We start from the raw sequence: 20,926 nt of genomic DNA, 5'->3' as shown, positions 1-20,926 counted from the left end.
AAATTCACCGAAAAACGGATGGAGCAGGGTCATACATTATTCCTTGTGCTTATGGGCAAACGCAGTTCATTAATTCGTTGAATGAGTCACGGGGGCGCTCACAGTTGGCGCAGGGCGCCAAAGGCGGCAGCCAGCTTGTGGGCATCCTTCCTGCCCGGGGCACTCTCCACCCCGGAGTTGAAATCAAGGCCCACACAGCCCACCCGGGCGGCCTCGAGGGCGTTGTCGGGGTTGAGCCCCCCTGCCAGCATCAGTTTGCTCTTGTCGAGCCCGGCCAGCAGAGTCCAGTCGAACGCCTGGCCGGTGCCGCCGCTCTGGCTGCCGACCGCAGTTTTCACGACAGTATCGAGCAGCAGGCGATCCGCCGGGTAGTCGAGGGTGGGCAGGGGCTCGCCGCTTGTGACTCCAATTGCCTTCCAGATCTGGCAGCCCGCCGGCAGCAGGGGGCGCAGGGTCTCGATATAGGCGGCGTCTTCGTCCCCGTGCAGTTGCACGGCGGCGAGCCCCAGCGCATCCACCGTCTTGGCGATGGTGGCGGGCTGGGCATTGCGAAACACCCCGACGTAAGAGAGCGGCGCACCCGCCATCACGGCGCGGGCGGCGGGAATGTCCACATAGCGCGGGCTTTTCGCCACAAAGATGAGGCCGCCGAACACGGCTCCCGCCTGATGGGCGGCGGCGGCGTCCTCGGGACGGGTCAGGCCGCACACCTTGTTCTGGCCGAGCACGAGCTTGCGCACCGCGGCTTCCAGATCCGGCTCCGCCATCAGGGAAGAGCCCACCAAGAAGCCCTTGGCGTGGTGGCGCAGGGCCGCCACCTGGGCGCGGTGGTTGATGCCGGATTCGCTGATCACCACCCGATCCCCCGGGATCCTGGCCGCCAACTGCCGGGTGCGGGCAAGATCGACGCTCAAATCCCGCAGATCCCGGTTGTTGATGCCAATCACCGGGGCGCCGAGGTCGATGGCGCGGGTCAGCTCCTCCTCGTTGCTCACCTCGGTGAGCACCCCGAGGCCCAATTCTTTCGCCACGTTGAACAGGGCGCGATACCCCTCGTCGGTGAGCACGGAGAGCATCAGGAGGATGGCGTCCGCCTGATAGTGGCGGGCCAGATAGACCTGATAGGGGTCAATCATGAAGTCCTTGCAGAGCACCGGCTGCTGGACGCGGCCGCGTACCCGGGGCAGGAAGGAGAAATCCCCCTGGAAGAACTTCTCGTCCGTCAGCACCGAGATGGCGGTGGCGTAGTGGCCATAGATGTCGGCGATGGCCTCCGGGCTGAAGTCGTTGCGGATCAAGCCCTTGGAGGGGGAGGCCTTCTTGCACTCCAGAATGAAGCGGGTGGAGCCTTGGCGCAGATCCCCCTCGAAGTCCCGATCGCTCGGGGTCAGCGCGTCCTGGAAGCTCGCCAGGGGCTGGCTCTCCTTGCGGGCGGCGACCCACTCCTGCTTGGCCGCCACGATCTTGCCGAGGATGGTCTGGCTGATGGAGGCCATGTTCAGAAAGGCGTGGGGAGCAATGACATCTGACATCTCGTTATCCTTGCGAAGCTGGCTGTTGCCCGTCGGGCGTTCTGGGTGAGTGCCCCTGGGGCACGCTGTGGTGGTGGCTGACATCATGCCTCCTGATGGCTCAGGGTGGCGAGATCCCGGGCGAGGAGGGCGGCCTGGCCGCTTGCCAGCACCGTCAGCACCCGGGCGGCGGCCTGCCGAAAGTCCGGGGCCTCGCCCGCCATCACCAGGAGCGGCGCCACGTTGGCGGCGATGGCGGCGTTGTGGGCCGGGCTGCCGCGCCCTTCCAGGATGGCGGCGGTGATGGCGCGGTTCTCCTCGGGCTCACCGCCCTGGATGGCGCTGACCGGGTAGGTGTCGAGGCCAAAGTCCGCCGGGGTGAGCAAGTACTCGCGAATTTCGCCGTCGCGGATCTCCGCCACCTGGGTCGGGCCGTGGATGGCAATCTCGTCGAGGCCGGCGCCGTGCACCACCATACCGGTTTTCAGGCCGAGTGCCAGCAGGGTTTCAGCGATGGGGCGCACCAGCTCGGGGGCATAGACCCCCATCAGCTGGAAGCTGGGGCGAGCGGGGTTGATGAGCGGCCCCAGCACGTTGAACAGGGTGCGGGTCTTGAGGGCCTGGCGCACCGGCATGGCGTGGCGTACCCCGGCGTGGTACTGGGGGGCGAACAGGAAGCAGACCCCGAGCTCGTCCAGGCAGCGGCGGGCCTGGGCCGGGCTCATGTCGAGCTTGATGCCCATTTTATCGAGCAGATCGCTCGACCCCGACTTGCTCGAGACCGAGCGGTTGCCGTGCTTGGCCACTTTCAGGCCGCAGGCGGCGGCCACCAGGGCCGAGGTGGTGGAGACGTTGATGGTGTTGAGGCCGTCCCCTCCGGTGCCGACGATGTCGCAGAAGGCATAGTCCGGGCGCGGGAAGTCACGGGCTTCGGCCAAGAGCGCCTCGGCGGCGCCGGCGATCTCCTCCGGGGTCTCCCCTTTGATCTTGAGGGCGGTCAAAAGGCTCGCGAGCACGATGGGATCCACTTCACCACGAACCACCTGGCCGAAGGCATCGCGGGCGGCGTCGCGGGTGAGAGACTGACCCTGATAGAGGGTATTGAGATGTTGATGCATGGTCTCTTCCTTACCGCACGTGGCTTTCTGGACGGGTGACATGGGCGAGGGCCTGGGTGAGCAGGCGGGCTCCTTCGCTGGTCATGATGGATTCCGGGTGGAACTGGAAGCCCAGCACCCGCTCGTCACGCTGCTCGATGGCCATGGGCATGCCCTGATAGTGGGCAATCACCTGCAACTCTTGTGGCACATAGGTGGCCACCAGGGAGTGGTAGCGGGCCACCGGCAAGGGGCTCGGCAGTCCCGCGAAGGCGCCATGACCGTTGTGCTCGATGAGGGAGCGCTTGCCGTGGACGATTTCCCCCGCCGCCCCGACGGTGCCGCCGTAGGCTTCGCACAGGGCCTGATGACCGAGGCAGATGCCGAGGATGGGCACCCGGCCCCGGGCCAGCTTGATGAGATCGATGAGGCAGCCCGCCTCATGGGGAGCGCCCGGCCCCGGGGAGAGCACCAGCACGGCGTCCCCTTCGCAGGCGTCGATCTCCTGCATGATGCGGCTCGCAGGCAGGCTGTTGCGGTAGATGCGCACCGGGTAGCCCAGGGTGCGGAACTGGTCGACGAGGTTGTAGGTAAACGAGTCGAAGTTGTCGAGCAGGAAGATGTTAGTCATGGGACTGCTCCTTCGAAGTGCGGAACTGGTCGGCCAAAGCGTTGTAAGTGAACGAGTCGAAGTTGTCGAGCAGGAAGATGTTAGTCATGGCTCACGTCCTTGTGTTGTTCCTGCTGGGCGCTGAGGGCCTGCAGGGAGGTGCCATGGCTGGCAGCGATGGCGGCCAGCACGGCCGCCGCCTTGGCGCGGGTCTCGTCCGCCTCGGCCTGGGGTTTGGAGTCATAGACCACCCCGGCGCCGGCCTGGACATGGGCGACCCCCTCTTTCACGAAGGCGGAGCGGATGACGATGCAGGTGTCCATTTCCCCTGCGCCGTTCAGGTAACCCACGGCGCCGCCGTAACTGCCGCGACGCTTGCCTTCCACCATGCGGATAAGCTCGCTGGCGCGCAGCTTGGGGGCACCGGTCAGGGTGCCCATGTTCATGCAGGCCTGGTAGGCGTGCAGGGCGTCAAGGTCGTCGCGAAGGGTGCCCACCACCCGGGAGACCAGGTGCATGACGTGGCTGTAGCGATCCACTTTCAGCAGATCCTTGACGTAGCGGGTACCGGGGGCGGAGATGCGGGCGATGTCGTTGCGGCCCAGATCCACCAGCATCAGGTGCTCGGCCACCTCTTTCTCGTCCTGGCGCAGCTCCAGCTCGATGCGGCCGTCCAGATCCAGGTTGATGCTGCCGTCCGGGTTGAGCCCACGGCGGCGGGTGCCGGCGATGGGGTACATCTCCACCTGGCGGCTGTTGGCGCAGAACTTGACCGCGCTCTCGGGGGAGGCGCCAAACAGGGTGAAGCCCTCGTCCTGCACGTAGAACATGTAGGGGCTGGGGTTGGTCTGCTTGAGGCGGCGATAGGCGGCGACGGGATCCGGGCAGGGGAGGGAGAAGCTGCGGGACGGCACCACCTGGAAGATGTCACCACGGCGGATGAAGCCCTTGAGCTTCTCGACCTCGGCGCAGAACTGCTTGTCCCCCTTGTCGACGGCCAGGGCGCCGGTCAGCGGCGCCGTGCCCTGCGGCGCAGGCAGCGGCTGCTGACAGGCCTGTTTGAAGGACTCGAGGCGAGCGGTCAGGCGGGCGTAGCGCGCGTCCAGCTGCTCATCCTCTTCGCCGCCGAACAGGCAGGCCAGCAACTGGGTGCTCTGCTTGATGTGATCGATGGTGATCAGGGTCTCGGCCACATAGAAGCAGTAGTCAGGGCAGTCGTTGCTCCCCTCTGGCACCTCGGGCAAGTCTTCAAAGGAGGCGATGAGGTCGTAGGCGAAGCTGCCCGCCATGAAGAGGGCCTCTTTGCCCTGCGGGCATTGCAGCTCCCGCTGCAGGGTGCGCAGCACGTCCAGCACGCTGCTGCCCTTGAGGCGGCTGTCTTCGTCAAGCTCCCGATCGGACGCCGGGAAGTCGAGGTGCAGCTCGTCCGCCACCCGGGTCTGTGTGATGACGGCGGGCAGGCGCTGCTCCAGCAGGCGCAGCAGGGCGGCGCCGTTGTCGCCGAGGGGGCGCACCTGCACGGCGCGGCCGCGGCACTCGATGCGCAGGCAGGCGTCCACCAGCAGCAGGCTCTGGGTGCCGGCCTTGGAGTCGATCTCCACCGATTCGAGCAGCAGGTTGTTGGGTCTGTCCTGGCAGAGTCGGGTATAGAGTGCCAGGGGGTCTGTCACATAGGGGGCATTGAGCCGGATGGTATCGAATTCGCCCAGGGGCAAACGGGTCTTGTTGCCTGTCATAATGCCTTCCCTTGCATGTGTTGTGTGTCACCGATGGTCATGGCGCTGTCTCTCTTGAAAATGGGTCGGGTTCGGGTCACGTCAGCGAGTTCGCCATCGCCATGTCAGTGTGCTTCTCTGAATTGTCGGTTTCATCACAGGTCCATTTGCCGGATAATAAAAAAGCCCGCTGGGGTCAGCGGGCTTTTTCTTTGGGTTCTTAACTTGCTGTCAGATTACAGGTACAGCAACGACCACACGCCCGCATGTCAGGGAGTGTGCCACCACCAGATGGTCAGGATGGAAGTCGCTTGCATGAGATTGAGTCCTGTAAAAAGATGTTTGCAATGAAGTGCCTACAGAAAACGATAAAGCCGCGGCCAAGTCAAGTCGCTTTTTTGCCGGCCTTTTCCAGGCAGGTCCCAAACAAGAGCGAAACACGCCGATGAGATTCGATCTTCATTGCCACACCACCGCCTCGGACGGGGTGCTGAGCCCCGCCGACCTGGTGCGCCGCGCCGCCGAAAAAGGGGTAGAGGTGTTAGCGGTCACTGACCACGATACCCTCGACGGGCTTGAGGAGGTGCGCCAGACCATCTCGGCCGACCAGTTGCCACTGCGCCTGGTGAGCGGGGTGGAGATCTCCACCGGGTGGGAGCATCACGAGATCCACATCGTGGCCCTCGGGGTGGACGAGAAAAATCCCCAGTTGCTCGCCTTTCTGGCAGGGCAGCGAGCCCGCCGGGAGGCGCGCGCCGAGGAGATCGGGCGTCGTCTGGAGAAGTGCCTCATCCCGGGCACCTATGAAGAGGCCAAGCAGCTTGCCGGTGACGCCGCCGTGACCCGGGCCCACTTTGCCCGGGTGCTGGTGGCGCGCGGGGTGGCCGACAATATGCAGAAGGTGTTCAAGAAGTACCTGAGCCGGGGCAACAAGGGCTATGTGCCCGCCGAGTGGCCTGGGATGGGGGAGGCCATCGAGGCCATCCACGCCGCAGGCGGGCTGGCGGTGCTGGCCCACCCGAGCCGCTACAATCTCACCGCCAAGTGGATCAAGCGGCTGCTGGTGGCCTTCAAGTCCGTCGGGGGGGATGCCATGGAGGTCTCCCTGCCCCAGCAGAGCCCACAGGAGCGGGCGAATCTCGGCCAGTGGGCCAGGGAGCACGATCTCTATATTTCGGTGGGGTCCGATTTTCACTTCCCCTCCAACTGGACCGAGCTTGGCCGCCACCTCTGGCTCCCCAAGGAGGGGATGCCGCTGTGGCTCGGTCACCCCGGTCATTTCGGGCTCACCCCCGAGGAGCATGCGGGCCTGCTGGCCAGCCGCTGACCCCCCGGGCCGGCATCTTTGATGCAGGCGAGTCTGCGTCAAACAGGTTAAGGTAGTGTCATGGGCCAAGGGGCCCTTGACCATGAAGCGGGCAACGAGCGTGCCCCCTATCGCGAGAAGAGCATATGAGTCAGCATTTTTACGTACATCCCGACAATCCCCAGGTTCGCCTCATCAGCCAGGCGGTGCAGATCCTGCAAAACGGCGGCGTCATCGTCTATCCCACCGACTCCGGCTACGCCCTGGGCTGCCAGATGGGCAACAAGGATGCCCTGGAGCGCATCTGCCGCATCCGTCGCATCGAGCCGAACCACGACTTCACCCTGGTGTGCCGGGATCTCTCGGAGATCTCCACCTATGCCAAGGTGGACAACACCGCCTTCCGGCTGGTCAAGAACAACACCCCCGGACCCTACACCTTCATCTTCAAGGCCACCAAGGAGGTGCCGCGTCGCCTCATGAACGAGAAGAAGAAGACCATCGGCATCCGGGTCCCGGCCAACAACATCGCGCTGGCCTTGCTCGAGGCCCTCGGTGAGCCGCTGCTCTCCACCACTCTGATCCTGCCGGGCTCCGAGATGGCGGAGTTCGACCCCGAGGAGATTGCCGACAAGCTCGGCAAGCAGCTGGATCTGGTGGTCAACGGCGGGTATCTGGGCGAGCAGCCCACCACTGTGGTGGACTTCTCCGACGACGAGCCCGTGCTGCGTCGCCGCGGTGCCGGGGATCCGACGCCGTTTGAGTGATCTTGCCGACCCCGTGCCCGCGCTGACAACCCCCGCGGGCACGACGGGGGAGGCTTCCCTTCCCCCGCCCATCGCCACCGTGCTGGGGCAGCCCTACCATGAGCTGCCCCAGGACTTGTTCATCCCCCCCGATGCGCTGGAGGTGTTTCTCGACACCTTCGAGGGGCCGCTGGATCTCTTGCTCTACCTCATCCGGCGCCAGCAGCTCGATATCCTCAACCTGCCCATCCTGCAGATCACCGCCCAGTACATGGAGTACGTGGATCTGATGCAGGGTCTCAACCTCGAGCTGGCGGCGGAATACCTGCTGATGGCGGCCTGGCTCGCGGAGATAAAGTCCCGCCTGCTGCTGCCCAAGGCCCCGGAGCTGGAAGACGAGGAGGAGGGAGAAGACCCTCGCGTCACCCTCATTCGTCGCCTGCAGGAGTACGAGCGCTACAAGCTGGGGGCGGAGCGGGTCAATGCCCTGCCGAGGGTGGAGCGGGAGATCTTCGTCGCCGCCGCCATGGCGCCGGATTTTGGTGCCTTGAAGCCATTGGCGCCCGATGTTTCTCTGGTTGAACTCGCCCTTTACATGCAAAGTGTGGTAAAACGCGCGACTCATTTTGAACATCACCAGATCCGCCGCGAGCAGATCCCGACCCGGGTACGGATGGCGGAGATCCTCGCCATGCTCTCCCTGGGCCAGACCCTGCGCCTGGAGCAGGTGCTGCGAGCCGAGGAGGGGCGCATGGGGGTGCTGGTGACCTTCCTGGCCCTGCTGGAGCTGTGCAAGGAGCAATTGATCTGGATCTTGCAGGCGGAGCCCCTGGGCCCCATCCATTTTGCCCTGGCGAGTCAGGGGAAGGGGGAGGAGCATGAGCATCTACACTGAGCGAGGGGCGGCGCCAGGGGCGTGGACCCGGGAGGTCCACCGTGGCGCTGCCTGCTGAACGATTGAAGACCCTGATCGAGGCGGCGATCTTCGTGGCGGGGCGTCCCCTCACGGTGAGCGAAATCAAGGGCAGCGTGCTCTCGGACTACCCGGTCACCGGCCGCTATGTCCAGCTGCTGCTGGCAGAGCTCAGACAGGATTACAGCGAGCGGGGGGTCGAGCTCAAAGAGGTGGCCTCCGGCTGGCGTTTCCAGGCCCGCCAGGAGTATGCCGAGGAGCTGTCGCGCCTGTGGAGCGAGCGAGCTCCCCGTTATTCCCGCGCCGTGATGGAGACGCTGACGCTGATTGCCTATCGTCAACCCATCACCCGGGCGGAGATAGAAGCCATCCGCGGGGTGGCGGTGTCGAGCCAGATCGTCAACACCCTCAAGGAGCGTGGCTGGGTGCGCAGCATCGGCCACAAGGAGGTGGCGGGTCGCCCCGAGCTGCTCGCCACCACCCGTGAATTTCTGGACTATTTCAACCTGCAGAGTCTGGAGCAGCTCCCCGAGCTGGATCCCGAGCTGCAGGCCCCCTTGTCGCTCATGCCGGGCGAGGGCGGTGACGGTCAGCCTCTGGCAGGCCGTGCTGAGCATGAACATGGTGGGGAGACCAACGGGGCCTTCCCACAAGAGCCAAGGTTGTCCGCGATGTCGGCGGGCAGCGATCAACAATCAGGTAAACCCGATGAGTGAAAAACTGCAAAAAGTATTGGCCCGCGCGGGTCAAGGCTCCCGTCGTGAGATGGAGGCCCTGATCACCGCAGGTCGGGTCAGCGTGGATGGCAAGGTCGCCACGCTGGGGGATCGCGTCGAAGTGAACGCCGTGATCCGGGTGGATGGCCACCAGGTCAAGACCCGCGCCGCAGAGGAAGTGATCTGCCGCGTGCTGGCCTACCACAAGCCCGAAGGGGAGATGTGCACCCGTCACGATCCGGAAGGACGTCCCACCGTGTTTGATCGTCTGCCCAAGATGGATGGCGCCCGCTGGATAGCGGTCGGCCGCCTCGACGTCAACACCTCAGGCCTCTTGCTGTTCACCACCGACGGTGAGCTGGCGAACCGCCTGATGCACCCGAGCCACGAAGTGGAGCGGGAATACGCGGTGCGGGTCTTTGGCGAGATCACCGAAGCCATGCTGCAGCGCCTGCGCAAGGGCGTGCAGCTGGAAGACGGCATGGCCAAGTTCAACAAGATCAAGCCGGCTGGCGGTGAAGGGCTGAACCAGTGGTTCAACGTCACCCTGACCGAGGGCCGCAACCGGGAAGTGCGCCGCCTGTGGGAATCCCAGGAAGTGCAGGTGAGCCGCCTGATGCGTATCCGCTACGGCGACGTCAAGCTGGATCGCGGCATCCCCCGCGGCGGCTGGCAGGAGCTGAAACTCCCCGAGGTGAACTACCTGCGCGGCCTGGTGAATCTGCCCAACGAGACCGAATCCAAGGTCGATTTGCAGCAGGATGGCAAGAGCACCCGCCACAAGCAGGCCGCCCAGATCCGTCGCGCCGTCAAGCGCCACAAGGAGATGCAGGGCAAGGAGCCGCGCGCTCGCAGCACCACCGCCCGTCGCAAGCCGCAAGCCTCGACCCGCAACTCCGGCAGCAAGTAAGCCGCCACCACGGGCCGCTCGCCCCGGAGACGCCACAAGCCCGCACCCCAAGGTGCGGGCTTTTTTGTGTTCCGGACATGTTCCCGGCCTGGTACGACAAAGAGGGCGGCGCAGGGGGCTTTTTCATTCCTTTTACTAATGCATTTTTGTTTTCATCAATTTCTCTTTCTTTTTTCGACCCTGCCGAGGGAGCTGTTGCCCTGCCGGGACGTGCTTGTTAGCCTTTCGCGCACAAAGACAGGAGAAACCAATGAGCAAGGTACTGGATGAGCTGCTGGCGTTGCTGGCGCTCGAAAAGATCGAGGAGGGCCTGTTTCGGGGCCAGAGCCAGGATCTCGGGTTGCGATCCGTGTTTGGCGGACAGGTGATGGGGCAGGCCTTGTCAGCCGCCAAGCAGACAGTGGCAAGCGACCGCCAGGTCCACAGTTTCCACTCCTACTTCCTGCGCCCCGGGGATGCCAACAAGCCCATCGTCTACGACGTGGAGAACATCCGCGACGGCCAGACCGTCTCCACCCGCCGGGTCAAGGCCATCCAGAATGGCAAGCCCATCTTCTACCTCAACGCCTCCTTCCAGGTGGAGGCGGAGGGCTTCGAGCATCAGACGAAGATGCCGGCCGGCATCACGCCCCCGGAGCAGCTCAAGAGCGAGCTGGAGCTGGTGCGTCCCTACGAGCAGATGATCCCGGCGGCCCTGCGGGACAAGATCCTGTGCGAGAAGCCCATCGAAATTCGCCCCGTGACCCTGGTGGACCCCATTCGCCCGGATGTCCACGAGCCCCTTCGCTACACCTGGTTCAAGGCCAATGGCCCGGTGCCGGACGATCAGCGGGTCCACAACTACCTGCTGGCCTATGCCTCCGACTTCCACTTCCTGTTCGCCGCCCTGCAGCCCCACGGGGTCTCCTACTGGGAGCCGGACATGCAGGTGGCCACCATCGATCACTCCATGTGGTTCCACCGGGAGTTCCGGCTGGACGACTGGCTGCTCTACGTGGTGGACAGCCCGAGCGCCAGCGGCGGTCGGGGTCTGGTGCGCGGCCAGTTCTTCACCCGGGATGGGGTATTGGTGGCGAGCACCATGCAGGAAGGGGTGATCCGCCGCCGGGGCTGAGACGCCCCCTTGCGCCAATAAAAAACGGGAGCCGATGGCTCCCGTTTTTTATTGCCTGCGCTATCAGGCTGCGTCCTGCTCGGTGCTGAGTGCTGGCTCGCCCCGGGCGAAGCGGTCGGCCCACAGGGCGATGACGCCGTCACCGGTGACGTTGCAGGCGGTGCCGAAGCTGTCCTGAGCCAGGTAGAGGGCGATCATCAGGGCGATGGAGGCCTCACCGAAGCCGAGCATGGAAGTGAGCAGGCCGAGCGCGGACATGACACCGCCACCCGGTGCGCCCGGCGCGGCAATCATGATGACGCCCAGCATCATGATGAAGGGCACCATGGTGCCGTAGCCCGGAATGGCCAGGTGTTCGGAGAGGAACATCACCGCCGTGGCGCAGGTCACCAGGGTGATGGTGGAGCCGCACAGGTGGATGGTGGCGCACAGGGGCACGGTGAAGTTGGCGATGCCGTCGCTCACGCCGTTGCGCTTGCTGGCTTGCAGGGCCACCGGAATGGTGGCGGCGCTGGACATGGTGCCAAGGGCGGTGAAGTAGGCGGGCAGCATGTTCTTGATGAGCATGACGGGGGAGCGCCCTTGGGCGAGGCCGGTGCCGACGAACAGGACGCAGAGCCAGATCCAGTGCATGACGATGGCCATCACCAGCACCACTCCGAAGGTCTTGAGGGTGGCGAAGACGGTGCCTTCCACCGTCATCTCGACGAAGACGCCGGCGATGTAGAAGGGGAGCAGGGGAATGATCACGCGTGCCAGCAGGCGGTCGATGATGTCACGGCCCTGATCGGCGACCCGGCGCAGGTCGGTGGCCTGGGTGGCGCTGATGCCGATGCCGAACACGAAGGCGGCGGCCAGGGCCGACATCACCCCGAATAGGGGCGGGATCTCGAGGTTGATGTAGGAAGCGAGCTTGGTGGCAGCCTCGGCGGTGGGCTCGGCGGCCGTGGTCAGGTGCGGGATCAGGTGGCTTGCCACGGTGAAGGCGAACAGGCCCGCCAGTATGGTGGAGCAGTAGGAGAGCCCCACCGTCTTGCCCAGCAGCTTGCCGGAGTTCTTCGGCAGGCTGGCGATGCCGCTCATGATGAAGAAGAGGATGATGAGCGGGATGGTGAAGGTGATGAGCTGGCCTATCACCGTCTTGGCGGTGAACAGCACGCGGGCGACCCATTCGGGGGCATAGAGACCGAGCAGCAGGCCGGCGAGGATACCGGCAACCAGATTGAGAACGAGTTTCATGGGGGAATCCAGGTGTTGGTGTCTGATTTGTTATTTAATTTTGATTTTAATGCCGCTTTTTAACACAAACACCGCATCTTGTCTGCTTTATGGTGGTTAACCCAGGGTTAAATATTGTTAATGGGCTGAATGCCGTGAGGTGTCACTGTCCCCGGGGGCTTTCGCGGATCAGCGCCGTACCAGCAAGGCGTGCAGCCAGGGGCCGTTCACTTCATCTTCCCCCACCCAGCCATGGTGCAGGGTGAAGGGGAGGGGAGCGAGCAGGCGTCGCAGCCTCGCCTCGTCGAGCCGGGTCTGCAGGGGATATTCCCCCGACCGTGGCAGCGGTTCGCCCTTCCCGTGGGGGAAGGAGGCGTAGAGGGGGCCCCCGGCCTTGAGCAGGGTGGCCAGATGACCGAGCGCCGGGGCTATCTCGTGCTCGGGCAGACAGGGGAGGGAGCCGCTGGCCCAGATGCCGTCATAGGGAACGACGCTTTGCATCTGCTCGACGCGGCAGACTCGCACCGGCTGACCGCACAGGCGCGAGGCGGCAGCGGCCTGCGCCCGGCTCGCATCGAAGGCGGTCACGGTGAGGCCTTGCTGGCGAAAGAGGCGCAGATCCTCTCCTGCCCCGCAACCGGCCTCCAGCAGATGACGGCCGCTGCCCAGCAGGGCCAGGAAGAGGGCATGGGCGCCTGCCACGAGGGCGGGGCGAGGGGCGGCGTCGTGCGCCGGCGCGGGGGCGTGTGGCAAGGGTGTCGGGCTCATCGTGGTGGGGGGGCGTTACTCTAGCAGGTTTGCCCCCGGCAGTTGAGCATTGGCGGGGGCGGCGCGTCTTGCAGACTCAGGGGTGGCGGCGAAGGGTGGGGCTCGCGATGAGGGTGAACAGGGTATCGAGGAGAAAGTCCGACTCCTCAATCAGATCGATGCGATCCGGGAAGTGCAGCCAGTTGATGATGTAGCCGTCCAGAGTGCAGTGGAGCAGGGTGGCGGCGCGGCGCAGATCCAGCCCCTCGGGCAGTTGGCCGCGGTGCACGGCATTGGCCAGGGTGATCTCCAGATCCCGGAAGAAATTCATGGATTGCAGGTGCATGTGCTCGCGCATGACGGCGGCCTCTCCCTCCATGGATTCCAGATTGAACATGATGGTGAACATCTGCTGGTGGGCGGGCTCGGTGCTGATCTTGAGCATCACCTCCTTGAGAAAGCTGCGCAGCTTGCCCAGGGGATCCGGCTCCGCCTCGTCGACGCAGGCATCGAGCTGGTGGGAGAGGGGGGCACACAGCTCCTCCCACAGGGTGACGAACAGCTCTTCTTTATTCTTGAAGTGCCAGTAGATGGCGCCCCGGGTGAGGTCCGTCGCCTTGGCGATATCGGTCAGGCTGGTGCGTGCCAGCCCCTGTTGGCAGAAGAGATCCAGGGCCGTGCTCATGATGTTGCAGCGGGTTTGCTGCGCCTCTTCTTTGGTGCGTCTGGCCATTGACTCCGGTCCTGTTTAAAAGTGAAAAAAGTTTCTTACATACATTCATGAATGTATGTATATTGCCTCATCTTCGCCGTTTTACCAACAGGGGCCTTATAAACCCTGTGGTTTTGTCACTTCTTTTTGATTGAAACTGAGGTTCAGAGACTTGATGCATAAACATATTCTCGCACGTTCGGTCGGCCTTGCCTTGCTGGCAAGCGGCCTGCTGGCTGGCTGTGGTGACAAGGACGGGGCCCAGCAGGCCATGGGGGAGATGCCTCCCGCCGCCGTGGACGTGGTCACCCTCCATACGGCCCCCCTGCAACTGTTGTCCGAGCTCACCGGCCGCACCGCCCCCCTGCGGGTGGCCGAGGTGCGTCCCCAGGTGAACGGCATCATCCTCAAGCGCCTGTTCACCGAGGGGAGCGACGTCAAGGCCGGTCAGCTGCTCTATCAGATTGATCCCGCCGTCTATCAGGCCCAAGTGGCTTCCGCCAAGGCCAACCTCGCCAAGACCGAGGCCAACGAGCGCAGCGCCCGTCTCAAGGCCCAGCGCTACGCCGAGCTGGTGAAGGTGAAAGCCATCAGCAGCCAGGAGTATGACGACGCCGACGCGGCCTGGAAACAGCAGCTGGCCGAGATCGGGGCCGCCAAGGCCGCATTGCAGACCGCCAACATCAACCTGGCCTACACCCGCATCACGGCCCCCATCAGCGGCCGCATCGGCAAATCGGCGGTGACCGAGGGTGCCCTGGTCACCGCCCAGCAGGCGGACAGCCTCACCTCCATCTCCCAGCTCGACCCCATGTACGTGGACGTGCGCCAGTCCACCGCCGACCTGCTGCGCCTCAAGCGCCTGGTGGCCGAGGGCAAGCTGACCCAGGGGGAGAAGGACGGGGCCGGTGTCAGCTTCCAGCTGGAAGATGGCAGCCAGTATGGCGAGAAAGGGGCCCTCCAGTTCTCCGACGTGACCGTGGACGAGGCGACCGGCATGGTGACCCTGCGGGTGATCGTGCCCAACCCGGATCAACTGCTGCTGCCCGGCATGTTCATGCGCGCCACCTTGCAGGAGGGCGAGCGCCCGCAAGGCCTGCTGGTGCCCCAGACTGCCGTGACCCGTACCCCCAAGGGCGGTGCCACCGTCATGGTGGTGACGGCGGACAACAAGGTGGAACTGCGTGAAGTGCAGGTCGGCCGCATGTCCGGCGACAGCTGGGTGGTGGAGTCCGGTCTCAAGGCTGGCGAGAAAGTGATCGTCGCCGGTCTGCAGAAAGTCAAACCCGGGGTCGTGGTGGCGCCCACTGAACGTGCCGGCAACAGCGCACAACAGACCCCGGCAACCAAGCAGTAGGATGGAGTAGTCGCCTCATGGCACGTTTTTTCATAGATAGACCCATTTTCGCCTGGGTGATCGCCCTGGTGATCATGCTGGCCGGGGCCATGGCCATCATCGGCCTGCCGGTGGCCCAGTACCCGACCATCGCCCCGCCGGCGGTTGGCATCTCCGCCAGCTACCCGGGGGCCTCCGCCAAGACGGTGGAAGACTCGGTGACCCAGATCATCGAGCAGAACATGACCGGGCTGGATCACCTGCTCTACATGTCGGCGCAATCCGACTCGTCAGGGAACGTCAGCGTGACCCTCACCTTCAAGCCGGGTACGGATCCCGACATCGCCCAGGTGCAGGTGCAAAACAAGCTGCAACAGGCCATGTCGCTCCTGCCCCAAGAGGTGCAGCAACAGGGCGTGCGGGTCCAGAAGACCTCCAGCAGCTTCCTGATGGTGGCCGCCTTCATCTCCACCGATGGCGCCATGACCAACGATGACCTGGCGGACTATGTGGTAGCCAACATCAAGGAGCCCCTGAGCCGTCTGGACGGGGTCGGTGACATCACATTGTTCGGCAGCCAGTACTCCATGCGCGTCTGGCTCGATCCCCACAAGCTCAACCGGGTGCAGATGACCCCGGCCGACATTCAGGCCGCCATCAAGGCCCAGAACGCCCAGGTTGCCTTCGGCAAGCTGGGGGGGACCCCTGCGGTGAGCGATCAGCAATTTACCGCCACCATCATGGGCCAGACCCGGCTCTCCACCGTGGAGGAGTTCAACAACATCCTGCTGCGGGTGAACCAGGACGGCTCCAAGGTCCAGCTCAAGGACGTGGCCCGGGTCGAGCTTGCCGGTGAAAACTACGACGCGACCGCGCTCTACAACGGCCAGGCCACCGCCGCCGTCGCCATCAAGCTGGCGACCGGTGCCAACGCACTGGACACCGCCGAGCACGTGCGGACCAAGCTGGGTGAACTCTCCGAGTACTTCCCGGCCAACATGGAGATCGTCTATCCCTACGACACCACGCCGTTCGTGAAGATCTCCATCGAGGAGGTGGTGCAGACCCTGATCGAGGCGATCTTCCTGGTGTTCTGCGTCATGTATCTGTTCTTGCAGAACTTCCGGGCGACCCTGATTCCGACCATCGCGGTGCCCGTGGTCCTGCTCGGCACCTTCGGGGTGATGGCGGCCTTCGGCTTCTCCATCAACACCCTGACCATGTTCGGTCTGGTGCTCGCCATCGGCCTCTTGGTGGATGACGCCATCGTGGTGGTGGAGAACGTGGAGCGTCTGATGAGCGAGGAGGATCTCTCTCCCCTCGAGGCGACCCGCAAGTCCATGACCCAGATCACCGGCGCCCTGGTGGGCATCGCCCTGGTGCTGTCGGCGGTGTTCGTGCCCATGGCCTTCTTCGGTGGCTCTACCGGTGCCATCTATCGCCAGTTCTCCCTCACCATCGTCTCGGCCATGGTGCTCTCGGTGCTGGTGGCCCTGATCCTGACCCCGGCCCTGTGTGCCACCCTGCTCAAACCCATGAAGCACGGTGAATTCGGCGCCCAGCGCGGCTTCTTCGGCTGGTTCAACCGCTTCTTCGACACCAACGCCAACCGTTACCAGAACGGCGTGCGCAAGGTGATCAAGCAGGGCACCCGCTACGGCATCATCTATCTGGCCATGCTGGCGGTGCTGGCGGTGCTCTTCATGCGCATGCCCACCTCCTTCCTGCCGGAAGAGGATCAGGGGGTCATCATGTCCATGGTGCAGCTCCCGGTGGGGGCGACCAAGGAGCGGACCGAGGTGGTGCTCGGGGAGATGCGCGACTACTTCCTCGAGAACGAGAAGGAGAACGTGGACTCCGTGCTGACGGTGGCGGGCTTCAGTTTCGCCGGTAGCGGTCAGAACAGCGGCATGGCCTTCATCAAGCTCAAGGACTGGAGTGAGCGCAAGGGAGAAGAGCGCAGCGCCAATGCCATCATCGGCCGCGCCATGGGGTTCCTGTTCAGCATCAAGGAAGCCCAGGTCTTCGCCTTCAACCTGCCCCCCATTCCGGAACTCGGCACGGCCACCGGCTTCGACTTCTTCCTGCAGGACCGTGGCGGTCTGGGTCATGAGAAGCTGATGCAGGCGCGCAACCAGCTGCTCGGCATGGCGGCGCAGGATCCCAACCTGGTGCGGGTACGCCCGAACGGGATGGAAGACACGCCCCAGCTCGACATCAAGATCGATTACGAGAAGGCGCTGGCCCAGGGGCTCTCCATCACCGACATCAACAACACCCTGTCGGCTGCCTGGGGCTCCTCCTATGTGAACGACTTCGTCGACAGAGGCCGGGTCAAGAAGGTCTATCTGCAGGCGGATGCCCCTTTCCGGATGAACCCGGAAGATCTGAAGCTGTGGTACGTGCGCAACAGCGCGGGCCAGATGGTGCCCTTCTCCGCCTTTGCCAGCACGGAGTGGAGCTTCGGCTCGCCCCGTCTTGAGCGCTACAACGGTGTCTCCGCCATGGAGATCGTCGGTGAGGCGGCCCCGGGCAAGAGTACGGGTGATGCCATGGCGGCCATCGAGGAGATGGTGAAACAGTTGCCGGAAGGGATCGGTATCGAGTGGACCGGCCTCTCCTTCCAGGAGCGTCAGGCAGGCTCCCAGGCGCCGGCCCTGTACGCCATCTCGCTCCTGGTGGTCTTCCTCTGTCTGGCGGCCCTCTACGAGAGCTGGAGCATTCCCTTCTCGGTCATGCTGGTGGTGCCGCTCGGGGTGCTGGGGGCCATTTTGGCCGCGACCCTGCGCGGGCTTGAGAATGACGTCTACTTCCAGGTGGGCCTGCTCACCACGATCGGGCTGTCGGCCAAGAACGCCATCCTCATCGTCGAGTTCGCCAAGGAGCTGCACGACAAGGGGATGAGGCTCGGGGATGCGGTGGTGGAGGCCTCGCGTCAGCGCCTGCGCCCCATCCTGATGACCTCGCTCGCCTTCATCCTGGGGGTACTGCCCCTGGTGATCAGCACCGGGGCGGGCGCCAGCAGCCGAAACGCCATCGGGACCGGCGTGATGGGGGGGATGATCAGTGCCACCGTGCTCGCCATCTTCTTCGTGCCGCTCTTCTTCGTGCTGGTGATGCGCTATTTCACCGAACGCAAGCATGCCGGGGAAGAGAGTGTCCACACCAAGGAGATCAACCATGACTAAGACCCTGATCGCCCTGGGCGTGACCCTGATGCTGGGGGGCTGCTCCATGGCCCCCGACTACCAGCGCCCCGAGCTGCCCCAAGGCGCCTCCTGGCAAGCTGACCTGGCCGCCGGGGAACTTGCCCCCTGGCGCCAGCAGTTCCAGGACCCGGCCCTTCAGACGCTGATCGGCACCGCCCTTGAGAGCAACCGGGATCTGCGCCTGGCAGCCCTCAACGTCGAGGCCTACGAGGCGAAATACCGTATCCAGCGGGCGGCCCAGTTGCCGACCCTGGCCGCCAGTGGCAGCGGTACCCGCCAGCAGGGATCCGATGATCTCAGTAGTACGGGGCAGGGCACCATCAGCAGCCAGTACGGCGCAAACATCGGCATCACCGCCTATGAGCTGGATCTGTTTGGCCGGATCCAGAGCCTGAAAGATCAGGCCCTTGAGACCTATCTGGCGGAAATCGAGACCCAGCGCAGCACCCAGATTGCGCTGGTGGCCTCGGTGGCCAATGCCTACTTCACCCTGCTGGCGGATCAGGAGTTGCTGGCCCTTAGCCAGGCGACCCTCGCCACCGAGCAGGAGAGTTATGCCCTGACCGAGCACAAATACCGCCTGGGCGCCGCCTCCGAGATGGAGCTGGCCCAGGGGCGCACGGCACTGGAAAACGCCAAGGTCAGCCAGGCGCAATACCAGCGTCTGGTGAAGCAGGACAGAAACGGTCTGGCCCTACTGCTTGGCACCGATATCCCGGTGCTGGCGGCACAACCGGCCACCCTGGCCGAGGTGAAACTGGCGCCGATCCCGGTGGGGGCTCCCTCCAGCCTGTTGCAGCAACGCCCGGACATCCTGGCGGCGGAGCACAACCTGAAGGCGGCCAACGCCAATATCGGAGCGGCCCGTGCCGCCTTCTTCCCGACCATCTCGCTCACCGCGACGGCTGGCACCGCCAGCAACCAGTTGAGCGGTCTGTTTGACGGCGGCACCGGCACCTGGACCTTCATGCCCCAGGTCAATCTGCCCATCTTCGACGGCGGCAAGCGCGTTGCGGATCTGGACGTGGCCGAGGTGGGGACCAGGCAGGCGGTGGCCAGCTACGAGAAGAGCATCCAGACCGCCTTCAAGGAGGTCGCGGACACCCTCGGTGCCCAGGCTGACTACGCGCAGCAGTTGCAGGCGCAACAGGCGCTGGTGGATGCCAACCAGACCTACTTCAGGCTGGCTGAGGTGCGTTACGAGCAAGGGGTGGACAGCTACCTGACCCGCCTCGATGCCCAGCGCTCCCTGTTCAGCGCCAAGCAGGGGCTCATCAGCACCCGGCTCGCCCAGCTGAGTAACCAGGTCGCCCTCTACAAGGCCGTCGGTGGCGGCTGGCAGGCGCCGAAGGACGCAGAGCCGGCATCAGACAAACAGGGTTGACCCCTCGGGGTTGACGTAAAAAGCATCAGGGGCGAACCACTAGGTTCGCCCCGTTTTTTATCTGTCATGTCGAGAAGCCAAATTGAGGCTGGTGACAATGGCGCTCCCTGCCCGGGGCAGGGAGCGGGCAGGAGGAGCCCCAGGCTCATGGGCGCCGTCCTCGGCAGCCATCATGGCCCGCCTGGAGGTGACCACCTCATCGCCGTCATCCGTTGCGCCGGACCCAGGAGATGCCATTTATCGCATAAGCTGTGTCGTAATTATTCTTTCAAAGAATAAATGGTCGGCTCTTATAGTCAGTCACTCGCCCCTCATTCCAAGGATGTGAAATGAAACGACTCGTGCCCGCCACCCTGCTTGTTGCAGGACTGGCTCTCGCCCCGCTGGCCCAGGCGACCACCCTGCTCAACGCCTCCTATGACGTGATGCGCGATTTTTACAAGGAGTACAACGGAGCCTTCCTGAAGCACTGGCAGGCCGAAGGCGGGGAGCCACTGCAGATCAACATGTCCCACGGCGGATCGAGCAAGCAGGCGCGCGCCGTCATCGACGGCCTGCCCGCCGATGTCATCACCATGAACATGGCCACCGACATCAACGCCCTCGCCGAGCATGGGGGCCTGGTGCCCAAGGGGTGGGCGGATCGCCTGCCGGATCACAGCGCCCCCTTCACCTCGGCCACCGTGTTCATCGTGCGAAAGGGCAACCCCAAGGGGTTGAAGGATTGGCCTGATCTGCTCAAGGAGGGGGTACAGGTCATCGTGCCCAACCCCAAGACCTCGGGGAACGGCCGCTACACCTATCTGTCTGCCTGGGGGTATGTGCTGGAGCAGGGGGGCGATGAAGATGCGGCCAGGGCATTTGTCGGCAAGCTGTTCAAGCAGGTTCCCGTGCTCGACACCGGCGGCCGCGCCGCCACCACCACCTTCATCCAGAACCGCATAGGGGACGTGCTGGTCACGTTCGAAAACGAAGCCGAGATGATTGCCCGGGAGTTCGGTCGTGGCAGCTTCGAGGTGGTCTATCCGAGCGTCACTGCCGTGGCCGAACTGCCGGTGTCAGTGGTGGACAAGGTGGTCGACAAGCAGGGTACCCGCAAGGAGGCCGAAGCCTATCTGGCCTATCTCTGGTCTGACGAAGGCCAGCGCATTGCTGCCAGCAACTATCTACGCCCGCGCAACCCGGCGATCCTCGCCGAGTTTGCAGACCGTTTCCCGAACGCCACCTTCCTCGACGTTGTGAAGACCTTCGGCGCGTGGCCTGTGATCCAGCGTACTCACTTCAAGGAGAGCGGGGTGTTCGACCAGATCTATGCCCAGCGCTGAGGTGCCCCGGGATAACGATGCTCGCCCAGGTGCAGCCGGGGCGTGGCTGCCTGGCTGCCCTCTCTGATGGTGGGGCCAGGTTGGCGCGTCAGGCTCTGAAAGATGAACAGGACCGTCGCGGATGGCGGTGTCCTGGAGGGGGAGGGGGTTCTGGTGCAGTCACACCGGCGTCTTGGTCAGAGACCCGGGACAAAAAGCACGAAGGGTTGGCCTCGCACTGAGGCCAACCCTTCGTCTGTCTGGTGCCGGTAATAGGAGTCGAACCTACGACCTTCGCATTACGAATGCGCTGCTCTACCAACTGAGCTATACCGGCGGTTTGATGTTCAGAGTCGTGAAAAAAGCCGGACAAGTCAA

At 64.2% G+C, this 20,926-nt stretch carries 17 protein-coding genes, 1 tRNA gene and 1 pseudogene; 10 read left to right on the top strand and 9 right to left on the bottom strand.

Going from position 1 to position 20,926, the window contains the following annotated elements; all coding sequences use genetic code 11:
- Positions 1-98: 98 nt before the first annotated feature.
- The 5 genes and pseudogenes from trpCF to AB5Y93_RS17045 all read right to left on the bottom strand — a co-directional run bounded on the left by trpCF (position 99) and on the right by AB5Y93_RS17045 (position 4,954).
- Positions 99-1,616: a bifunctional indole-3-glycerol-phosphate synthase TrpC/phosphoribosylanthranilate isomerase TrpF gene (gene trpCF / locus AB5Y93_RS17065; protein WP_368229910.1), complete on the bottom strand. Its 1,518-nt coding sequence runs from the start codon at positions 1,614-1,616 to the stop codon at positions 99-101.
- Positions 1,616-2,629: an anthranilate phosphoribosyltransferase gene (gene trpD, locus AB5Y93_RS17060; RefSeq protein ID WP_113736249.1), complete on the bottom strand. Its 1,014-nt coding sequence runs from the start codon at positions 2,627-2,629 to the stop codon at positions 1,616-1,618. The genes trpCF and trpD overlap by 1 nt, the downstream gene beginning before the upstream one ends.
- 10 nt (positions 2,630-2,639) lie before the next feature.
- Positions 2,640-3,239, bottom strand: a complete 600-nt coding sequence (locus AB5Y93_RS17055; protein WP_039039194.1) for an aminodeoxychorismate/anthranilate synthase component II — start codon at positions 3,237-3,239, stop codon at positions 2,640-2,642.
- Positions 3,240-3,255: 16 nt separating this feature from the next.
- Positions 3,256-3,327, bottom strand: a pseudogene (locus AB5Y93_RS17050) (anthranilate synthase component II); the annotation flags it as partial.
- Positions 3,320-4,954, bottom strand: coding sequence for an anthranilate synthase component 1 (locus tag AB5Y93_RS17045; protein WP_319899356.1), 1,635 nt, complete (start codon positions 4,952-4,954; stop codon positions 3,320-3,322). The pseudogene AB5Y93_RS17050 and the gene AB5Y93_RS17045, both read right to left, overlap by 8 nt.
- A gap of 424 nt (positions 4,955-5,378) precedes the next feature.
- Here AB5Y93_RS17045 and AB5Y93_RS17040 point away from each other — a divergent pair, with 424 nt between their 5' ends.
- From AB5Y93_RS17040 to tesB, 6 genes are all read left to right on the top strand, one after another.
- Positions 5,379-6,260, top strand: coding sequence for a PHP domain-containing protein (locus tag AB5Y93_RS17040; RefSeq protein ID WP_010673701.1), 882 nt, complete (start codon positions 5,379-5,381; stop codon positions 6,258-6,260).
- 125 nt (positions 6,261-6,385) lie between these two features.
- The gene (locus AB5Y93_RS17035; RefSeq protein ID WP_010673702.1) at positions 6,386-7,006 is read left to right on the top strand and encodes an L-threonylcarbamoyladenylate synthase; all 621 of its coding nucleotides are present in this window, start codon (positions 6,386-6,388) and stop codon (positions 7,004-7,006) included.
- Positions 6,999-7,880 (top strand): ScpA family protein, encoded by an 882-nt coding sequence (locus AB5Y93_RS17030; protein ID WP_010673703.1) that lies wholly within the window; start codon positions 6,999-7,001, stop codon positions 7,878-7,880. The genes AB5Y93_RS17035 and AB5Y93_RS17030 overlap by 8 nt, the downstream gene beginning before the upstream one ends.
- Positions 7,881-7,921: 41 nt before the next feature.
- Positions 7,922-8,614 carry an SMC-Scp complex subunit ScpB gene (scpB, locus tag AB5Y93_RS17025; RefSeq protein WP_041213209.1) on the top strand — a complete coding sequence of 231 codons (693 nt, stop codon included), beginning with the start codon at positions 7,922-7,924 and terminating at the stop codon, positions 8,612-8,614.
- Entirely contained in the window at positions 8,607-9,524 is a 918-nt protein-coding gene (gene rluB / locus AB5Y93_RS17020; protein WP_368229909.1) for a 23S rRNA pseudouridine(2605) synthase RluB, read from the top strand. Before scpB ends, rluB begins: the two co-directional genes overlap by 8 nt.
- A gap of 250 nt (positions 9,525-9,774) precedes the next feature.
- Positions 9,775-10,638: an acyl-CoA thioesterase II gene (tesB, locus tag AB5Y93_RS17015; RefSeq protein WP_103260450.1), complete on the top strand. Its 864-nt coding sequence runs from the start codon at positions 9,775-9,777 to the stop codon at positions 10,636-10,638.
- A 63-nt stretch (positions 10,639-10,701) separates the two neighbouring features.
- Here the strand turns inward: tesB and AB5Y93_RS17010 are convergent, their stop codons facing one another.
- The 3 genes from AB5Y93_RS17010 to AB5Y93_RS17000 all read right to left on the bottom strand — a co-directional run bounded on the left by AB5Y93_RS17010 (position 10,702) and on the right by AB5Y93_RS17000 (position 13,336).
- Entirely contained in the window at positions 10,702-11,877 is a 1,176-nt protein-coding gene (locus tag AB5Y93_RS17010; protein WP_042014198.1) for a dicarboxylate/amino acid:cation symporter, read from the bottom strand.
- Between the two features lie 168 nt (positions 11,878-12,045).
- Complete coding sequence (locus AB5Y93_RS17005) at positions 12,046-12,609, bottom strand: class I SAM-dependent methyltransferase (RefSeq protein ID WP_368229908.1); 564 nt, start codon at positions 12,607-12,609, stop codon at positions 12,046-12,048.
- 91 nt (positions 12,610-12,700) lie between these two features.
- Positions 12,701-13,336, bottom strand: coding sequence for a TetR family transcriptional regulator (locus AB5Y93_RS17000; protein ID WP_045524073.1), 636 nt, complete (start codon positions 13,334-13,336; stop codon positions 12,701-12,703).
- A 154-nt stretch (positions 13,337-13,490) separates the two neighbouring features.
- Between AB5Y93_RS17000 and AB5Y93_RS16995 the strand changes: the two genes are divergently transcribed.
- From AB5Y93_RS16995 to AB5Y93_RS16980, 4 genes are all read left to right on the top strand, one after another.
- Positions 13,491-14,672, top strand: coding sequence for an efflux RND transporter periplasmic adaptor subunit (locus AB5Y93_RS16995; RefSeq protein ID WP_368229907.1), 1,182 nt, complete (start codon positions 13,491-13,493; stop codon positions 14,670-14,672).
- A 17-nt stretch (positions 14,673-14,689) separates the two neighbouring features.
- Entirely contained in the window at positions 14,690-17,839 is a 3,150-nt protein-coding gene (locus tag AB5Y93_RS16990) for an efflux RND transporter permease subunit (RefSeq protein ID WP_041213203.1), read from the top strand.
- Entirely contained in the window at positions 17,832-19,244 is a 1,413-nt protein-coding gene (locus tag AB5Y93_RS16985; protein ID WP_368229906.1) for an efflux transporter outer membrane subunit, read from the top strand. The genes AB5Y93_RS16990 and AB5Y93_RS16985 overlap by 8 nt, the downstream gene beginning before the upstream one ends.
- A 329-nt stretch (positions 19,245-19,573) precedes the next feature.
- Positions 19,574-20,569, top strand: a complete 996-nt coding sequence (locus AB5Y93_RS16980) for a sulfate ABC transporter substrate-binding protein (protein WP_368229905.1) — start codon at positions 19,574-19,576, stop codon at positions 20,567-20,569.
- A gap of 240 nt (positions 20,570-20,809) precedes the next feature.
- Here AB5Y93_RS16980 and AB5Y93_RS16975 read toward each other — a convergent pair.
- Positions 20,810-20,885 (bottom strand) — tRNA-Thr (locus AB5Y93_RS16975).
- Positions 20,886-20,926 lie beyond the last annotated feature (41 nt).

Source organism: Aeromonas sp. R10-1 (assembly GCF_040908465.1).
Classification (GTDB): domain Bacteria; phylum Pseudomonadota; class Gammaproteobacteria; order Enterobacterales; family Aeromonadaceae; genus Aeromonas; species Aeromonas caviae.
Note: the sequence above shows the minus strand (reverse complement) of the source record. Positions and strands in the feature narration are given on the sequence as shown.